The organism is Xanthomonas sp. NCPPB 3442, assembly GCF_056725145.1.
The window spans coordinates 4096099-4112987 of record NZ_CM161514.1 but is presented as its reverse complement, the minus strand read 5'-3'; the positions used below and the strand labels follow the sequence as shown (position 1 = coordinate 4112987).

Annotated in this window: 13 protein-coding genes; 6 read left to right on the top strand and 7 right to left on the bottom strand. The window is 64.9% G+C overall.

What is annotated here, in order from left to right; genetic code table 11:
* Positions 1–272: 272 nt before the first annotated feature.
* A complete protein-coding gene (gene metK, locus AC1POX_RS17870; protein WP_005910819.1) occupies positions 273–1484 on the bottom strand; it encodes a methionine adenosyltransferase in 1212 nt (403 codons plus the stop codon).
* 244 nt (positions 1485–1728) lie between these two features.
* On the opposite strand from metK, the gene AC1POX_RS17865 reads away from it, so the two are divergent.
* On the top strand, positions 1729–2829 hold the full coding sequence (locus AC1POX_RS17865; RefSeq protein ID WP_014089414.1) for a metal-dependent hydrolase: 1101 nt from the start codon (positions 1729–1731) through the stop codon (positions 2827–2829).
* Here the strand turns inward: AC1POX_RS17865 and AC1POX_RS17860 are convergent.
* From AC1POX_RS17860 to AC1POX_RS17840, 5 genes are all read right to left on the bottom strand, one after another.
* Positions 2823–3650: a class I SAM-dependent methyltransferase gene (locus AC1POX_RS17860; protein ID WP_065628434.1), complete on the bottom strand. Its 828-nt coding sequence runs from the start codon at positions 3648–3650 to the stop codon at positions 2823–2825. The two genes, AC1POX_RS17865 and AC1POX_RS17860, sit on opposite strands and share 7 nt — an antisense overlap.
* Positions 3651–3678: 28 nt before the next feature.
* A complete protein-coding gene (dusB, locus tag AC1POX_RS17855; protein WP_008573556.1) occupies positions 3679–4677 on the bottom strand; it encodes a tRNA dihydrouridine synthase DusB in 999 nt (332 codons plus the stop codon).
* A 108-nt stretch (positions 4678–4785) separates the two neighbouring features.
* On the bottom strand, positions 4786–7128 hold the full coding sequence (locus AC1POX_RS17850; protein WP_277574140.1) for a glycoside hydrolase family 98 domain-containing protein: 2343 nt from the start codon (positions 7126–7128) through the stop codon (positions 4786–4788).
* Between the two features lie 526 nt (positions 7129–7654).
* The gene (locus AC1POX_RS17845; RefSeq protein ID WP_008573562.1) at positions 7655–8605 is read right to left on the bottom strand and encodes a ribokinase; all 951 of its coding nucleotides are present in this window, start codon (positions 8603–8605) and stop codon (positions 7655–7657) included.
* 90 nt (positions 8606–8695) lie between these two features.
* The gene (locus AC1POX_RS17840; protein ID WP_372356437.1) at positions 8696–9994 is read right to left on the bottom strand and encodes a NupC/NupG family nucleoside CNT transporter; all 1299 of its coding nucleotides are present in this window, start codon (positions 9992–9994) and stop codon (positions 8696–8698) included.
* A gap of 909 nt (positions 9995–10903) precedes the next feature.
* On the opposite strand from AC1POX_RS17840, the gene AC1POX_RS17835 reads away from it, so the two are divergent.
* The 5 genes from AC1POX_RS17835 (at position 10904) to AC1POX_RS17815 (ending at position 16353) form a co-directional block, all read left to right on the top strand.
* On the top strand, positions 10904–11872 hold the full coding sequence (locus tag AC1POX_RS17835) for a potassium channel beta subunit family protein (RefSeq protein WP_372356436.1): 969 nt from the start codon (positions 10904–10906) through the stop codon (positions 11870–11872).
* Positions 11873–12034: 162 nt separating this feature from the next.
* The gene (gene hemP, locus AC1POX_RS17830) at positions 12035–12274 is read left to right on the top strand and encodes a hemin uptake protein HemP (RefSeq protein WP_029818708.1); all 240 of its coding nucleotides are present in this window, start codon (positions 12035–12037) and stop codon (positions 12272–12274) included.
* A gap of 258 nt (positions 12275–12532) precedes the next feature.
* Entirely contained in the window at positions 12533–14764 is a 2232-nt protein-coding gene (locus tag AC1POX_RS17825; RefSeq protein ID WP_372356435.1) for a TonB-dependent hemoglobin/transferrin/lactoferrin family receptor, read from the top strand.
* Between the two features lie 5 nt (positions 14765–14769).
* Positions 14770–15372, top strand: coding sequence for a Hemin transport protein (locus AC1POX_RS17820; RefSeq protein ID WP_338340101.1), 603 nt, complete (start codon positions 14770–14772; stop codon positions 15370–15372).
* Between the two features lie 57 nt (positions 15373–15429).
* A complete protein-coding gene (locus tag AC1POX_RS17815; RefSeq protein WP_029818711.1) occupies positions 15430–16353 on the top strand; it encodes a DUF6607 family protein in 924 nt (307 codons plus the stop codon).
* 127 nt (positions 16354–16480) lie between these two features.
* On the opposite strand, the gene AC1POX_RS17810 is transcribed toward AC1POX_RS17815, so the two are convergent.
* Positions 16481–16834 (bottom strand): DMT family protein, encoded by a 354-nt coding sequence (locus AC1POX_RS17810; RefSeq protein WP_005910790.1) that lies wholly within the window; start codon positions 16832–16834, stop codon positions 16481–16483.
* Positions 16835–16889 lie beyond the last annotated feature (55 nt).

The following is a 16889-nucleotide window of genomic DNA, read 5'->3' as shown; positions in this document are numbered from 1 at the left end:
CCCCGTAGGGGCGGATGAGGGCACGTGCGCAGCCACGTGCTATCCGGCAGGTGAGTGGCTTCGCCCCTTATCCTCACCCCAATCTCTCTCATGCGGGGAAAGAGACTCTATTTCGTCACGCCCGTACGCGTGCGGGACCGCCGTTAGCCGAAGCCTTCGCAACCTGCCACTTCCTGGCGTGGGTAACCCACCGACGACCCCAAAACCGCAACTGGGCCGCATCAGCGGCCCAGTCGTTATGCGTCTACCTAGCTCTCGCAAAAGCGGGGCGATTATTTCAGCTTGGCGGCGGCACGCAGTGCGTCGGCGCGGTCGGTCTTTTCCCACGAGAACGAGGTCGCGCTGTGCTGCGCGCCAGTGCCGTCGGTGTAGGTGAAGTCCTTCGGCTTGCGGCCGAAGTGGCCGTAAGATGCGGTCTGCTGATACATCGGGTGGATCAGGTCGAGCATCTGGATGATGCCGAACGGACGCAGGTCGAAATGCTTGCGGATCAGCTTTTCGATCTGCTCGTCGGCGATCTTGCCGGTGCCGAAGGTGGTGACCGAAATCGAGGTCGGCTCGGCCACGCCGATGGCATAGGAGACCTGCACTTCGCAACGGTCGGCCAGACCGGCGGCCACCACGTTCTTGGCGACATAACGCGCGGCATAGGCAGCCGAACGGTCCACCTTGGACGGATCCTTGCCGGAGAACGCACCACCACCGTGACGCGCCCAGCCGCCGTAGGTGTCGACGATGATCTTGCGGCCGGTCAGGCCGCAATCGCCCACCGGGCCGCCGATCACGAACTTGCCGGTCGGGTTGATGTGGAACTTGGTGCCCTTGTGCAGCCACTTGGCCGGCAGCACCGGCTTGAGGATTTCCTCGCGCACCGCTTCAATCAGGTCCTTCTGCTTCACGCCCGGGTCGTGCTGGGTCGACAGCACCACTGCATCGATCGCCGTCGCCACGCCATCTTCATAGCGCAGGGTGACCTGCGACTTGGCGTCTGGACGCAGCCACGACAGCGCCGAGTTCTTCTTCTTGCGGATCTTGGCCTGCTGCTCGACCAGGCGGTGCGAGAGGTGGATCGCCGCCGGCATAAAGCTGTCGGTTTCGTTGGTGGCATAGCCGAACATCAGGCCCTGGTCGCCCGCACCCTGCTGCTCGGGATTCTTGCGATCCACGCCCTGGTTGATGTCCGGCGACTGCTTGCCGATCAGGTTGAGCACGCCACAGGTCTCGCCGTCGAAGCCGACGTCGGAGCTGTTGTAGCCGATGTCCAGGATGACCTTGCGGGTCAGCGCTTCCAGATCGATCCAGGCACTGGTGGTCACTTCGCCGGCCACGATCGCAACGCCGGTCTTGACCATCGTCTCGCAAGCCACGCGGGCGCGCTTGTCCTGGGCCAGGATGGCGTCCAGCACTGCGTCGGAGATCTGGTCGGCGATCTTGTCCGGATGGCCTTCGGAGACCGATTCGGAGGTGAACAGGTAGCTGGACATCAGGCTTATATCCCTTGATTCGGATGAAAAGATGGGTGCGGATGATACACGCCCCGTGTGTCGGTTGCATTGTGCGCCTGAATGGATCGGTTTGGGGTTAAGCCGACGTCGGTCCGCCGCCCGGGCGCACGCGCCTGTGCGTTGCCCGTGACGATTAACTGCCCGGTGACGCAACGGTGCCGGCCGGCCGCACCCCGCCTCAAACATCCCGATCCGTGCATGTCCGGCCTGCTAGCATCGGCCGATGGATTCATTGACCCAGATCGTTCTCGGCGGCGCCATCGCTGCCGCCATCGCGCCGCCCGGACAGCGGCGTGCCGCCTTGTTGGCCGGCGCGGCACTGGGCACCTTGCCCGACCTCGACTCGCTGGCATTGCTGCCGCTCACCGACGACCCGGTCACCCTGATGACCGTGCACCGCAGCGTCAGCCATTCGTTGTTCGTGCTGCCGCTGGTGGGTTGGTTGATCTGGTGGCTGTTCCGCCGCTACGGCAATGGACGCGTGGCCAGCGCACCCACGCGCTGGTTCTGGGCGATCCAGCTGGCCTTGATCACGCATCCGCTGCTGGATGCGTTCACCGTCTACGGCACCCAGCTGTGGTGGCCGTTGCAGCCGCATCCGACGATGTGGTCGAGCGTGTTCATCATCGACCCGGCATACACGGTGTGGCTGTTGCTCGCCTGCGTGGTGGCCTGGTTTGCGCGCGCGCGCCCGTTTGCGCAACACGTGCTGGTGATCGGGTTGGTGGCGAGCACCGCGTATCTGGGCTGGTCATTGATTGCCAAGCAACTGGTCGACCGCCAGGCCGATCGTGCGCTGGCGGCGATGGGCCTGGCCGATGCGCGGCGGTTCTCGGTGCCGATGCCGCTCAACACCTTGCTGTGGCGCGTGGTGGCGATGACGCCCAACGGCTATGTCATCGGCGAGCGCTCTCTCGTGGCCGACACCGGCCCGATGCACTTCCGTGGGTTTTCCAGCAACACCCAGGCGTTGGGCGAAGTGGCCAGGTTCGATTCGGTGCGTCGGCTGACCTGGTTCAATCGCGGCTTCATGCGCGCGCGCCTGGTCGACGATGACCTGATGCTCAGCGACCTGCGCATGGGCCTGGAGCCGGACTACAACTTCAACTTCGTGGTGGCCCATCGCGACAACGGGACGTGGCAGCCGATCGTGCCGCGGCAGGTGCAGGCGGCATATCGTGCGCCGGTGGCACGCGACCAGATCGGTGCAGTGCTGGGGCAGATGTGGCACCGCATCTGGCACGAGCCCCGCAGCACCGTGCTGACCGGCGACCTGGAAGCTGTCGGCGCTCCGGTCGTCGCGCCCGCATCGGCAACTCAATAAACCGTGGCGCGCGCCTGCACGAACGAATAGAAGAACACGGCGTCCGGGTCGCTGTGCACCTGCGCCAGCTCACGGTGCATGCCATCCACGGTGGCGGCCTCGACCGCGCCGGCCTGCAGCAATTGATCGGCCGCCGAGAGCAGCACTTCTTCCCAGAACCCGATCATGGTCTTGCGCCGGCCCGGTTCGCGGTTGTCCAGATGCAGCGTCTTGATCTGCGTGTGCACGTCGCGAAAGCCCCCGGCCAGCAGCAGGTTGCCCAGCTTGGCACCGACGAACGGGTCGCCGCCCTGGTCGTGCTGGAAATCGTTGAATGCCATCCAGTAGCGCCACAGGTTGGGCGAATACGGATGCAGCAGGAACGAAGCATTCATCACCTCGGTCACGTACACCGGCGAGCCGGGCAGCAGCACGCGCCGCACTTCGTTGAGCACGCGCGCAGGCGAGGGCACGTGTTCGAGCACCCAGCACAGAAACGCCGCATCGAACTGACGCGCCTCGAACGGCAAATCGCTCGCATCGGCCTGCTGCAGTGTGTAGCGCGCGCGGCACCACGCCAGCCGTTCGAGATTTGCCCGCGCCGCGCCCAGCTGCGCCTCGCTCAGATCCACGCCGGTGACATGCAGTTCGGGAAAACGGCGCAACAGGATTTCAGTCTGCGCGCCGACGCCGCTGCCCACTTCCAGCAGGCGCCGCGCGCCGCTGTAGTCGATCTGATTGAACAGCGTGGTTTCCAGCAAGCGCGCCTGTTTGAGCAGACGCGCCTGTTCGGTGGCGGAAAAGCCGTGCAGATAGGTGGGGGTGTCGCTCGGTGCGCTCATGCGTGCGGCTCCAGCAAGGCAGGAAAACTCAGGCAGCGTCCGATAGTGCGGGCGGCACGCCGGCGATCAAGGCATCGAAGTAATCACGCGTCAGGGCCAACTGGGCTTCGGGCGTTTCGGCGCGATTGACCACCGCCCGGAAGTCGGCGCTTTGCGGGTGGTCCTTGGCATACCAACCCAGATGCTTGCGTGCGATGCGCACGCCCTGCGGTTGGCCATAAAACGCGTGCAGCGCTTCCAGGTGGCCGAGCAAGGTATCGCGCACGAACGCCAACGACGGCGGCGGCAATACCTCGCCGGTGGACAAAAAATGTGCCACTTCGCCGAAGATCCACGGGCGGCCTTGTGCGGCGCGGCCGATCATCACGGCATCGGCGCCGGTCTCGCGCAGCACCTGAGCGGCTTTCTGCGGCGAGTCGATATCGCCATTGGCAACCACCGGGATCTGCAGCGCGGCCTTGATCTGCGCAATCGTCGCGTACTCGGCGCTGCCGGTGTAATGCTGGTCGCGGGTGCGCCCGTGTACGGCGAGCGCGGCGATGCCGCAGTCCTGCGCGATCCGCGCGATCGTCGGGCCGTTGCGGTGGTCGCAATCCCAACCGGTGCGGATCTTCAACGTCACCGGCACGTTCACTGCCTGTACCACCGCGGTCAGGATGCGTGCCACCAGGTCTTCGTCGCGCATCAGCGCCGAGCCGGCCCACGCGTTGCAGACCTTCTTGGCCGGGCAGCCCATGTTGATGTCGATCAACTGCGCACCGTGGTCGACGTTGTAGCGCGCCGCCTCGGCCAGTTGCTGCGGCTCGGTGCCGGCGATCTGCACGCTGATCGGGTCCGGCTCGCCGGCATGGTCCATGCGGTGCAGCGATTTGCGCGTGCCCCAGAAGCGCGGGTCGGAAATGGTCATTTCCGACACCGCCAGGCCCGCGCCCAGCCGCTTGCACAGCAGCCGGAACGGTTTGTCGGTGACGCCCGCCATGGGCGCGAGGATCACCTTGGGAGCGATGGAGTAGGGGCCGATCTGCATGGCGCTAGTGTAACTTCAGCGGTGACGGCCCTTCGTGCTGCCAATCCTGCGGCGGCCGGGCCGGCAGCAGGCGGGCCGGCATGGCCGGCACCGCCGCTGTGGTATCGCCTACTGCCAGACGGCCAGATTATCCAGGTACAGCTTGGCCTGGGTGCCTGCACTGGCGCGGTATTCGACGATGTTGTTGCCGGCACGCAAGGTTGCCGTCAGCGGACTGCTGGCCCAGTCGCTGGCCGAACTGGTCTGGGCGAAGGCCGGGGTGCCGACACGCACGCCATTGACGTACAGGTCTACGCTACCGACGCTTGTGCCCGGTGCGGAATAGCGCGTGGCCAGCGTATAGCTTCCCGCCTGCGGCACGTTGATGGTGGTCCGCAAACGCGCGCCGGGGTTGCCGCCGAAGTCGACATAGCCCAGCCCCTGGTAGTTGTGCACTGCGCCGGAGACGCCATTGGCGACAAGGCTGCCGATGCGCAGGAAGTCGAAGTTCTCCGCTTCGTATTGCCGCACGCCGGTATAGGCGGGTGGCGCGGCCGGTGCCTGCAGTGGTGTGACCGCCGCGGCGCTAGCGCGTCCGGTGGCCGAGCCGGAGCACTGGATGGTGATGTCCAGCGGCCCGTTGTGGGCGACGTTCAAGGTCAGGCCATCGCCGCTGGGCGTGGCGGTGACGGTACTGGCCTGGTGCTCGCCGCGATCGGCAAAGGTATAGGTCGGCGTGGCGCTGGCGCCGCGGATGGTGATGGTGTCGGTCTTGAGCGGGCCGGTTTCCGAATCGAAATTGGTCAGGTAGACCGACACCGCGTCGGCGAACTCCTTGACCACGCCCGTCGTGTAGGGGCCGTAGGTCATGTTGAGCGCGGCGCAACTGTTGTACTTGAGGTTGAACCCGCCGCTGGCGGTCTTGTTGGTCTTGTAGGGGTTGTAGGTGACCCAGGTGTTGTCTTGACGTGCCACATAGAGATCGCCGGTGGATTCCTGCGGGAACAAGGCATTCAGTTCCTGGGTCTTGGCGGCGATGGAGGGCCAGCGGGTGGCGTACGCGCTGCGCTTGACCTGTACGGGGAAGGACTTTGCAAGGTCATCGCTCAACTGCCATACGGTCGGGATGGCGGGGTAGCGCCCGGTCTTCTTGTACCAGCTGTGCTGGTTGAGATAGGTGCCGTCGTCGTCCATCAGATACAGGCCGGAGAACAGCGTTTCCGGCGATGCATACAGACTCTGATCGTTGCCGCTGGTGGTGTCGTCGACCACTACCAGCTTGGTGCGGTCGATCACCTGCTGGCGATCGAGGATGTGCAAGGTGCCGTCGAGAATCTTGCGGTAGACATCCATATGGATGTTTTTGAACTGCGGGAAGAACTGCCAGCGCCGCGTGTTGTAGCCGTCGGCGGTGGTCCCGTTTGGCAGGCTTTGAACGGTATCGGTCCAGATCAGTTCCGGGCCATCGAAATAGGTTTCGCCGGTCAGCGTCAGGTGCTCGATCAGATGCGGGGCGCCCGCGGCCAGAGGATAGGCGCTGCCATCGGCGGCGTACCAGCCGCTGCTGTCAGGACGGATGCCGTAATGGCCCGCAAATCCCGACAGAAACATGCCCAGGCTGACGCTTTCGATGTCGTGGTAGCCGTAGTTCATCGTGAACTTTTCTTGGATGATGAAATTCTTGGCATAGCTGCCCAGGGCGGTGCGTAAGGCCTCGTTGCGCTTGACCATTGCCAGCGGGTTGATGTTTGCGCCCCAGAAGCCGCCGGTGAAGCTCACCGCCAGATAGCCGCCGTACTTGTTGGTCAGCTTGAGCAGGTTGGCCCAGTGCTCCCAGCGCTGCGCTGCCGAGACCGAGCAGGCTTCGTCGAATCCCCAGAACTGCTCGGCGTAGTTGAAACCGAGGAAGTTCGGGTAGTCGCGGAAGAACTCACCGTAGACCGTCGATTCCAGATCGGTGCCGTTGGGATAGTCGGGGAAGTGGCTGAAGCCGCCGCTGGACGGTTGCACCATCGCCCAGACACCGTTGGCCGCAGCTGTCTTGATCCACGAGCGTGCCGTCTCGATCCCGTTCGCCACCTGGTTCCAGTTGCACTGATTGTCGGTGGCGCCTTTGTGACTGATCGAGAGCGAGATCAGCAGAACCGTGTAGGGGCGCAGGTCTGCAGGAATCAGGTCGATGATCTTCTGCGGATCGGCGGCGTTCCAGGTGTCGGCATGGATCACGAACATCGGCTTATCGGGCGCGAGGCTGCGCCGGAATGCCGGGTCGGTGCTGGCGCTCGCCGTTGCCGTGGACGCCTGCGTAGAGGTTGGCGCCATGGCGCGCGGGGCGCTCACGGTGACCGTCGCCGCCGGCGATGGGGTCGCAGCGGTGCCGGCATCGGCGGCGTCGCCGCCACAGGAGCTGAGCAGGCAGGGAAGTAGGACGCAGGGCAGCAGGAATGGCGTGCGCGATCGACGCAGGATCATCGGTAGTTCCGTTGAGCTTGGGGGGCAGGGCCAGGCATACCGCGTCACTGCCATTGCGTGAGGCGGTAATGCGCCAGTCGACGATGCAGACGCATCTCGGTAAGCCGCGCCGCCAGGAGCGTCCTCGCATGACAACAGGCAATGGTCGTGGTACGCCCGGTGGTGCGGCGATAGTAGGCAAGCGCAGATAGCGCGCTAGCGCGTGCAGCCGATCAGCACGCTTTATGCGATGCGCTTTCGTTTTTCGAGCACCCAAAACAGCGCTGGGTCACGTGGCGTCGCGATGGCGCAGCCGGTGGTGTGACGTTGGCAGCAGAGCGTGCGCAGCGTGGCGAAAGCAGACATGCGCTCGTTGCAGCGTCACATCGTTCGGCGCGATGCGCAGCGACGCGGCCAACCGCTTGTCGCGATCGTCATTGGGCGCGGGACATGCACGCGCATTCCTGGAAAAAACCTGGGCGCCTGCGTGGGTGCGGTGTCGAGGGCATGCGCGCGTGGCGCACGCCAATGGCAGTGAACCGTGGTCTCAGTCGTCCGCGCGCAGCCGCGGCATCGACACCGCCGCACCTTCCACCTCGGTGGAGCGCGCCGCATAACGGGTGGCAAAGCGCACGTGGGTTGCGAAGCTCGCAGCCGGCACCTGCGCCAGCGAGGCAACCAGCGCACCGTTGAAGGCATCGCCCGCGCCGGTGGTGTCGATGGTCTGCGCGCTTTCCGCGCCCACGCGGTAATGCGCCTGGCTATCGCCGCGCAGCTGTTCTTCGGCGTGCGAAATGAAGGCGCCCACCGCGCCCAGGGTCACCACTACGGTACCGCCCGGCAGCAGCTTGCGGCACAACGAATGCAACGTATTGCCGTCCAGCGCGGCGACGTCGTCGGCATTGATGCGCTCGCCGACATGGCGACCGAGCAGTGCGGCGAATTCGGTTTCGTTGGGCGTCAGCACATCCGAGAGCTTGAGCAGGCCAATCGAGGTCGGTGCATTGGCCGGCGCGGCATTGAGCACGGTCAGCACGCCACATTCGTGCGCCAGCGCCAGTGCGGACTCGATCGTCTCGGCCGGGGATTCCAGCTGCGCCAGCAACACCTTTGCCGCAGCCACCAGCGGGCGTTGGTTCTCGATGAAGGCGGGGCTCAACACGGCGTTGGCGCCGGCGCCGATCACGATGGTGTTGCGGCCGTGGCCGTCGACATAGATGCCGCCGGTGCCGGTCGGTTCATTGCTGGGCTCGGCGATCAGCGAAAAGCCGTCCTGCGCGGCCAGCGAGCGTGCCAGCGCACCACCTGCGTCGTCGCCCAGCGCGCACAAGAAATGCGTCTTGGCGCCAGCGCGTGCGGCCGCAACCGCCTGATTGAAGCCCTTGCCGCCCGGGCCGGTGCTGTAGCGCCCGGCGATGGTCGCGCCCGGCACCGGCAAGGCATCGCAGCGCCACACGTGATCGACATTGAAGGACCCGACAACGACGACCGAACTCATAAATACCTTGCCTTGAATGACTGACTTGAAAGACTGGATGAAACGCGGCGTGCAGTGATTAGACCGTCACGCCGATGAACCCGCACCGCCTCAACCGAAATGCGACAGCACACCGGCAATGGTAGCGGTCATGAAGGTGGCGATCGAACCGCCGAGCACCGCACGCAGGCCGAACTTGGCCAGATCGTGACGACGTTCCGGCGCCAGCCCGCCGATCCCGCCGATCTGGATCGCGATCGAGCTGAAATTGGCGAAGCCGCACAGCGCGTAGGTGGCGATCAGGCGACCTTCTGCGCTCAGGCCTACGCCCGGCACTTCGCCCTTGACGATGCGCGACAACTCGCTGTAAGCGACGAACTCGTTGATCACCACCTTCTGGCCGATCAACGACCCGACCGTGGTCGCATCCACCCACGGGGTACCGATCACCCAGGCGATCGGCGCCAGCACGTAGCCGAAGATCGTCGACAGGTTGGTCGGGCGGCCCAGCAGCGCGGCGGCGCCGGTGACCTCGCCCAGCCAGGTCAGCGGTGCGTTGATCAGCGCGATCAGCGCGATGAAGGCCAGCAGCATCGCGCCGATATTCAGCGCCAGGCGCAGGCCGTCGCCGGCACCGGCCGCGGCCGCATCGATGACATTGCTGGTGGTTTTTTCCACTTCCATCTTGACGGTGCCGCGGGTCAGCGGGGTGCCGGTTTCCGGCACCAGCAGCTTGGCGACCACCAGCGTGGCGGGCGCGGCCATGATGCTGGCGGCCAGCAGGTGCTTGGCATAGAACGCCTGTTGCGCCGGATCGCTGCCGCCGAGCATGCCGACGTATGCAGCCAGCACGCCACCGGCGATATGCGCCATGCCGCCGATCATCATCGTCAGCAGCTCGGACTGGGTCATCTTCGGGATATACGGGCGCACGGTCAGCGGCGCTTCGGTCTGGCCGATGAACACGCTGGCGCACACGCTGGTGGTTTCCGCACCGGAAACGCGCATCACCTTGGTGATCGCCCACGCCATCGCACGCACCACCATCTGCATCACGCCCAGGTGATAAAGCACGCCCATCAGCGCCGAGAAGAAGATGATGGTGGGCAGCACCTGGAACGCAAAGATGAAGCCGTAGCTGTCGATGTTCATCAGGTTGCCGAAAATGAAGGTGGACCCTTCATTGACGAAACTCAGCACCTTGACGAAGCCCTTGCCCAGCGCGTCGAACACGTCGCGCCCGCCCGGCACCAGCAACACCAGTGCGGCGAACGAGATCTGCAGGGCCAGACCGGTGGCGACCAGCTTCCAGTCGATCGCGCGGCGGTTGCTCGAAAACAGCCAGGTGATGCCGATGAGCACTGCCAGACCGAACAGGCCGAAACCGATCCTTTCCAAACCTTCGACCATTCCAATCCCCGGGCTGCTGACGGCAAAACGGGAAGCCTAGAGCAGGGGGTGACAGGGGGCAAGGCGAGGGGCATTCAGATGGCCTCGGTCGGCCCACAGACGAGAGGCGGCGGGCACCGGCAGGCCCACGCTGGCGCGCTGTGGGACCGTGCTTGCGCAAAGTCGGGAGTTCGCATGGGCGAGGTGGGCGGTGTCCATCGCGTGGCGGCGCGGCTGGTGGCGGTCGTGGCGCCCGCCCGGATGCGGTGTTCACCGTCATGCGTCAGCGTTCGGGAAACTGCCGCGCAGCCTGGAGTGGCTGAGGCGCGTGATTGGATCTACTGCTGCGACTGCTACGGCTGTCGTTGCTGCATCCGCTTCATCGGGCGCGGTGTCTTTGGCGCAGATGGCCTGGGACAGTTGGCGTTTGTGCGCGAGTGCTGCTGACCGTTGCACGCATGTCCGCCGGCGTCATGCGCTGGTGTCTCCAGGCACGGTGCCGCATCCGGTGTCGGGGCACGCCGTCAATCCGTGCATGCGGCTGGTTGGCGCATGCATGCCACCAATGGCCCCACCCTGGTTGCGACGCCACACGCCGGCGATTGCCTGTTGATCGGCAAGCAGTCGCTGCAGCAAGGTCTCGCGTCTGTCACGTGTGGATTGATGGTGACGCATTGCGCATGTAGGCGTGGAAACGCCCATGCAAGCCGAAGCATTCGGTGCAGATAACCACCAACGGCAGACCAACACCGACAAAAGCGTCGATCACGATGCATGCGCAGTGCAGGCGGTGCTGCGAACACGCAGTCGAGCCGGGAACAGGTCGATGCACGGCGCCGCACACGCCGCGCGCTGTGCCTGCCCGACGCCACGGCCTACACTGCGCACGCCGGTCCAGGGCAGGTGCCCTGGAGGTTGCGGGAGTTCGCCATGCTTTACCGTCGTCTGGGTTCCACCGGGCTGCAGCTATCGGCCTTGTCGTTCGGGGCCTGGGTCACCTTCGGCAAACAGATCGGGCGCAGCGAAGCGCGCAATCTGATTGCCGCCGCCTGGGACAACGGCATCAATTTTTTCGATAACGCCGAGGTCTACGCGCGCGGCCGCGCCGAGGAAGTGATGGGCGATGTGATCGCCGATCTGCGTTTGCCGCGCGATGGCTTTTGCGTGTCGAGCAAGGTATTTTTCGGTGCGGTCGACAGCCCGCGGCCGACCCAGCGCGGGCTCTCGCGCAAGCATGTCACCGATGCCTGCCACGCCGCGCTCAAGCGCCTGCGCGTGGAGTACCTGGACCTCTATTACTGCCATCGGCCCGATCCGGACACCCCGGTCCAGGAAACCGTACGCGCCATGGATGCGCTGATCCGCCAGGGCAAGGTGCTGTACTGGGGCACATCCGAATGGAGCGCCGCGCAGTTGCGCGAGGCCATCGCGATTGCCGAACGCGAACATCTGCATGCGCCGGCGATGGAACAGCCGCAATACAACCTGCTGCATCGCGAGCGGCTGGAGCGCGAATACGCGCCACTGTGCGAGAACGGGCTGGGCACCACGATCTGGTCGCCGCTGGCCTCGGGCCTGCTGACCGGCAAGTACAACGCGGGCGTGGAGGCCGACAGCCGTCTGGGCCAGCCGGGCAACCAATGGTTGCAGGACGAAGTGCTGGGCGCGCCGGAAGCGCGCCGGCTGGAGCGCGCCCGCGCGTTCTGCGCGGTGGCGGCCGAGCTTGGCCAGTCGCCGGCGCAGTTGGCCATCGCCTGGTGCCTGCGCAATCCACATGTGTCCAGCGTGATCCTAGGCGCGAGCCGGGTCACACAGTTGGAAGAAAACCTTGGTGCCTTGAACACCCTGGATCAGGTCGATGACGCCGGCTGGGCGCGGGTGGAGTCGAGCACGCGCTGAGCCATTGGGTCGATCGAGTGCTGCGGTCGATGCTTGTAGCAGTCACCGCAGCTGAGGGCAGCGACACACCATCCGTTCGATTGGTGTGGTCAATCGAAAATCAAGGAGCGATTTAAACATCCCGCCTGGCAAATGAGAATGACTCTTGATCATTAAATGAGAATGGTTATTATTTGTCTGGCCAACCGACTGGAGAACCAGATCATGACCGCCCACCCCGTGCTGCTTCGCTCCGAACCGGTCAATCTGCGCGACCGCGCCACGCCGCGCGCCGTGCCCGCCGAAGACCTCATCAGCAGCCAAGCGCTGCTCAAGGGCCGGCGTGAAGTGCTGATCCAGCACGGCGATCGCGTCTATCGCCTGCGCCACACCAGCAACGACAAGCTGATCCTGACCAAATAATCCAGCCACTGGGCTGCGCACAGCCACTGTGCGCAGCCGCTGCCGCAACGATCGTCGTGCGCCGTCAGTGCCGATGACGCGATCCTGCTCTGCGCGCAACGCTCGATTGCCATGGCATCCCATCTTTGCGTACTCGCTCGACGCATGTGCGCAAGATCGTAGCGGGCGCTGCCGCCGCCGCCCGCCACTCAACTCCATCTTCCCTGCCGCGTTTGGCTTATGCCGCACGCGCCGCCGGGGGACGCGTAAAGGTTCCTGATGATCCGCCTGCATCCGCTGGTGGTCGCGCTGTCGCTGGCGCTGCCCGCTATTTCCTTGTGTGCCCGTGCTGCCGAACGCGATGCCGGAGCGGAGGGTGCGCGTGAGGTGCACGACTTCGACCGGCTCCAGGTCACCGCCACGCGCACCCAGCGCGCACTGGTGGATGTGCCCAGCACGGTGGATGTGATCGACCGCGAACAGCTCGACAACCAACTGGTGCGCGAACTCAAGGATCTGTTCCGCTACACGCCGGGCGTGTCGGTCACCAGCACCAGCGGCCGCTTCACCGGTGCCAACGGCATCCGCATCCGCGGGCTGGATGGCAACCGCGTGGCGATGCTGGTGGATAACGTGCCGGTGTCGGACACCTTCAGCTTCGGCAGCTATCTCAACGCCAACCGTAACTTCGTCGACCTGGAAACGCTCAAGCGCGTGGAAGTGGTACGCGGGCCGGCCAGCTCGTTGTATGGCTCGGATGCATTGGGCGGCGTGGTCGCTTTCGTCACCAAGGATCCGTCGGACTATCTGAGCGCAGACAAGCACAGCTACGTCGGCCTGAAGTTCGGCTACGAAGGCGACTGGAACGGCCTGTTTGCCGGTGCCACCGGCGCGTTCGGTGGCGAACGCTGGAGCGGCTTGGTGGCGGTGAGTCATCGCCAGGGCCAGGAGGCGCAAAACCAGGGCGATGACCGCAGCCGCGATTTCACCCGCACTGCGGCCAATCCGCAGCGCATCGATGGGCGCAGTGTGCTCGCCAAACTGGTGTACGCCCCAAGCGCACAACAGCGCTTCAAACTCACGGTCGAAGGCAACGAAGACTACGGCAGCATCGATGCATTGACCGGCGTCGATACGCGGAGTCCGACGGCGTCGCTACGCATCCTGTCGCAGCAAGGACGCGATCATCAGACACGTGCGCGGGTCTCGCTGCGGCATGAAGTCGATGCGCTGGATTCCGTGTGGACCGACGATCTGCAGTGGCAGCTGTATCGCCAGGACAGCGAGAGCCTGCAACGCACCAACGAACTGCGCGGCAACACCACGCGCCGGCATAACGAACATAATTTCGATCAGCGTGTTTACGGCCTGCTGGTCAACGCGCATAAGTCCATCGAAACCGGCACCCTCAGCCACGAAATCACCTATGGGCTGGATGGCACCTGGACCGATACGCGCGCCAAGCGCGACGGCTATTCGGTCAATCTGGCCAATGGCGTGGTGAGCAATCGCGTCGGTCAGGACGTGTTTCCGGTGCGCGATTTCCCGATGAGCGAAACCACCAAGCTCGGGTTGTATGCGCAGGACGAGATCGGCCTGCTCGATGGCCAGCTGTCGCTGACGCCGGGCGTGCGCGTGGATTATTTCCGGCTGTCGCCGCAGGTGGACGACATCTTCCGCGAAGACAATCCCGGCGTTGCCGCCGAGACCATCGACGAGACCCAGGTGTCTCCCAAGTTCGGTGCGGTGTGGCGGTTTTCGGACGCCTGGTCGGCGTATGCCAATTACGCGCATGGCTTCCGCGCGCCGCCGTACAACGACGTCAATATCGGTTTCACCAATCTGCAGGCGCGCTACACCGCCATCGCCAATCCGGATCTGAAATCGGAGACCAGCCGCGGTGGCGAACTGGGCCTGCGTTTCAACGATGCGGTCGGCTATTTCGGGCTCGCCGTGTACTACACCGACTACCGCAACTTCATCGAATCGTATGCGCCGGCTGGCGTGAATGCCGACGGGCTGGCGCTGTTCCAGTCGCGCAACGTGGACGATGTGGTGATCAAGGGCGCAGAGGCGCGCGCGGGCATCGATCTGGGCATGCTGGCGGGTTGGCAAGGCTGGTCGTTGAACAGTGCCGTTGCCTATGCGGAAGGCGACAACCTCACCGACGGCACGCCGCTCAATTCGATCGACCCGTTGCGCGGCACGCTTGGCCTGGCCTTCGACAGTGATCGCTGGGGCGCAGAAGTGATCGGTACCTTTGTGGCCCGCAAACATCGCCCGCAGCTGGACAGCTATTACGTGCCGGCCGGCTACGCCACGCTGGATCTGATGGGGCATTGGGAATTCGCGCCCGGCGCCAAGCTCACCGCAGGCGTGTTTAACCTGGCCGATCGCCGTTACGTGGACTGGAACGCGCTGCCCAACGGCACGCTGGCCAGCAGCACGGTGCTGGACCGCTTCACTGGCGCCGGGCGCACTGCCTCGCTCAGCCTGGCTGTGAGCTGGTAGCGGCCATGCCCAACCTCTGCGCCATCCCGTTGCCCCTGCATGCACGCGCTACCCGCGCGGCACTGCCGCGACCACGGCAGTTGGCGGCGCTAGGGACGGTGCTTTGCCTGTATCGGCCTGCGTTGGGCAACGAACTGGATGGTTGGCAGCACGCGGTCGCTGCAGCCGCGTCCCGTCGGGTGGACAGCGACGGCGTGCACGAGGGCATCTGGTTCTTCGATGCGGCAGGACAGTGCTGCTGGCGGCTCTGCCTGTTGCCCGACAGCGATTTCCTGAGCTGGGACCGCCTGGTCTCTCGGCTGCCGCCACTGCCGATGGACACGCATGAACTGGGCGTCGGCGAACGGCTATGGCGCCGCCTGGCCGGACGCATGCGCGGCGATGCATGGCGCTTGAGCGCACTGCGCTTGCAGCCTGCGGCCAGCCACGATCACCCCATCACCGCCAGCCTGGCCACCGTCTCTGCGCTGGGCGCTGAGGTTGCTGCACGGTTGGCGCGCGACGAGGGCATCGACGGCCGCGTGGTCGTGGACGATTGTTGCTGCGCGCGCGCTGCAGTGCTGCGTACTGCCGCGGTGAATGCCCGCGGTGCCGACCCCGTGTCATGACGATGTCGCTGCTGCGCGCGCGTCCCTGATGTTCCCCAATGACTACCGAGAGTGCCGATGAGCCGATTGTTCTCCCGCTGTGTCGCCGCCACACTGAGCCTGTTGCCGTTGATTGCCGCCGCCGATGCTCAGCGCGATCGGCAGAGCATCCTGGCGATGCAGGGCGAATACGCGGTGGATTTCGCGTTCGACGAAACCGTGCTGCTCAAGCCCGGCTACGAGCGCGCTTCGGCGATGCGCAGCGGCGCCAGCGAAGTGGTCATCGTGGTGGAGGATTCGCCGCGCAGGCTGGTGCTGCAGCACGTGCTGGTCGACGAAAAGACCGGGCACGTGACCAAGCATTGGCGGCAGGACTGGACCTTCGAGGCACCGCAACGGTTTGAATTCACCGCCGAGCAGACCTGGACGGTGCATGCGCTGGCGCCGGCCATCACCAGCGGCACCTGGACGCAATGTGTGTACGAAGTCAGCGACGCGCCGCGTTATTGCGGCACCGGCCGCTGGGACTACGCCGATGGCCACCCCACCTGGACCAGCGATCCCAGCTGGCGCCCGTTGCCGCGGCGCGAGTACACCAGGCGCAGCGACTACAATGCGCTATCGGTGATCAACCGGCACACGCTGACGCCGAACGGCTGGACCCACGAACAATTCAATACCAAGGTGCTGCGCAAGCCCGACGGCACCCAGGAAGCGATTGCACGCGAGTTCGGCTTCAACGATTACCGCAAGACCACCGAGGTGGACTTCGCCCCGGCCTATGCGTACTGGAAAGGCACACAGGGGTATTGGGCCAAGGTGCGCGCGCGCTGGGCCGCATTCCTGCAAACGCCACCGGGCCTGCATCTGAAAACCAAGCCGGACGGCATGGCGATGATCGTGCCGATGTTCGAGCAGGCTGAGTCAGCGCAGAAGGGCAAGCCGGTCAAGGACGCGCAAATCGATGCGGTGTTCGCACGGTGGGTCGAACCGGCGAACTAGGCACCCTGACGCCGTAGGAGCGCATCCGAGCGCGATATGGCATTCCCGGTAAGGCCAATCACACCGCAGGGGGCTCTTGCGAGGTCGCGCCCGGGTGCGCTCCTACGAGCGAGAGGGTGCTTTGCCTTTATTCCTTGAACATCAGGAACGCGGCCACCAGGATCAGGCCGAACGCGGCCCAATGGTTCCACTTCAGCGACTGCCCCAGGTAGAAGGTGGAGAAACCGGCAAAGACCAGCAGCGTGATCACTTCCTGCATGCCCTTGAGCTGCGGCGCCGAATACACCGCGCTGCCCAGACGGTTGCCTGGCACCTGCAGGCAGTATTCGAAGAACGCGATGCCCCAGCTGACCAGGATGGCGATCATCAGCGGCGTGGTCTTGTACTTCAGGTGCCCGTACCAGGCGAAGGTCATGAACACGTTGCTGGCGATCAGCAGCAGGACCGGGTACAGGTAGGCGGTGAAGGGGGCAGTGGGCATGGCGGCGAGCGGCAGAGAATGGGGGCCGAAGCATAAGCCAACTTCGTTAAGCGCA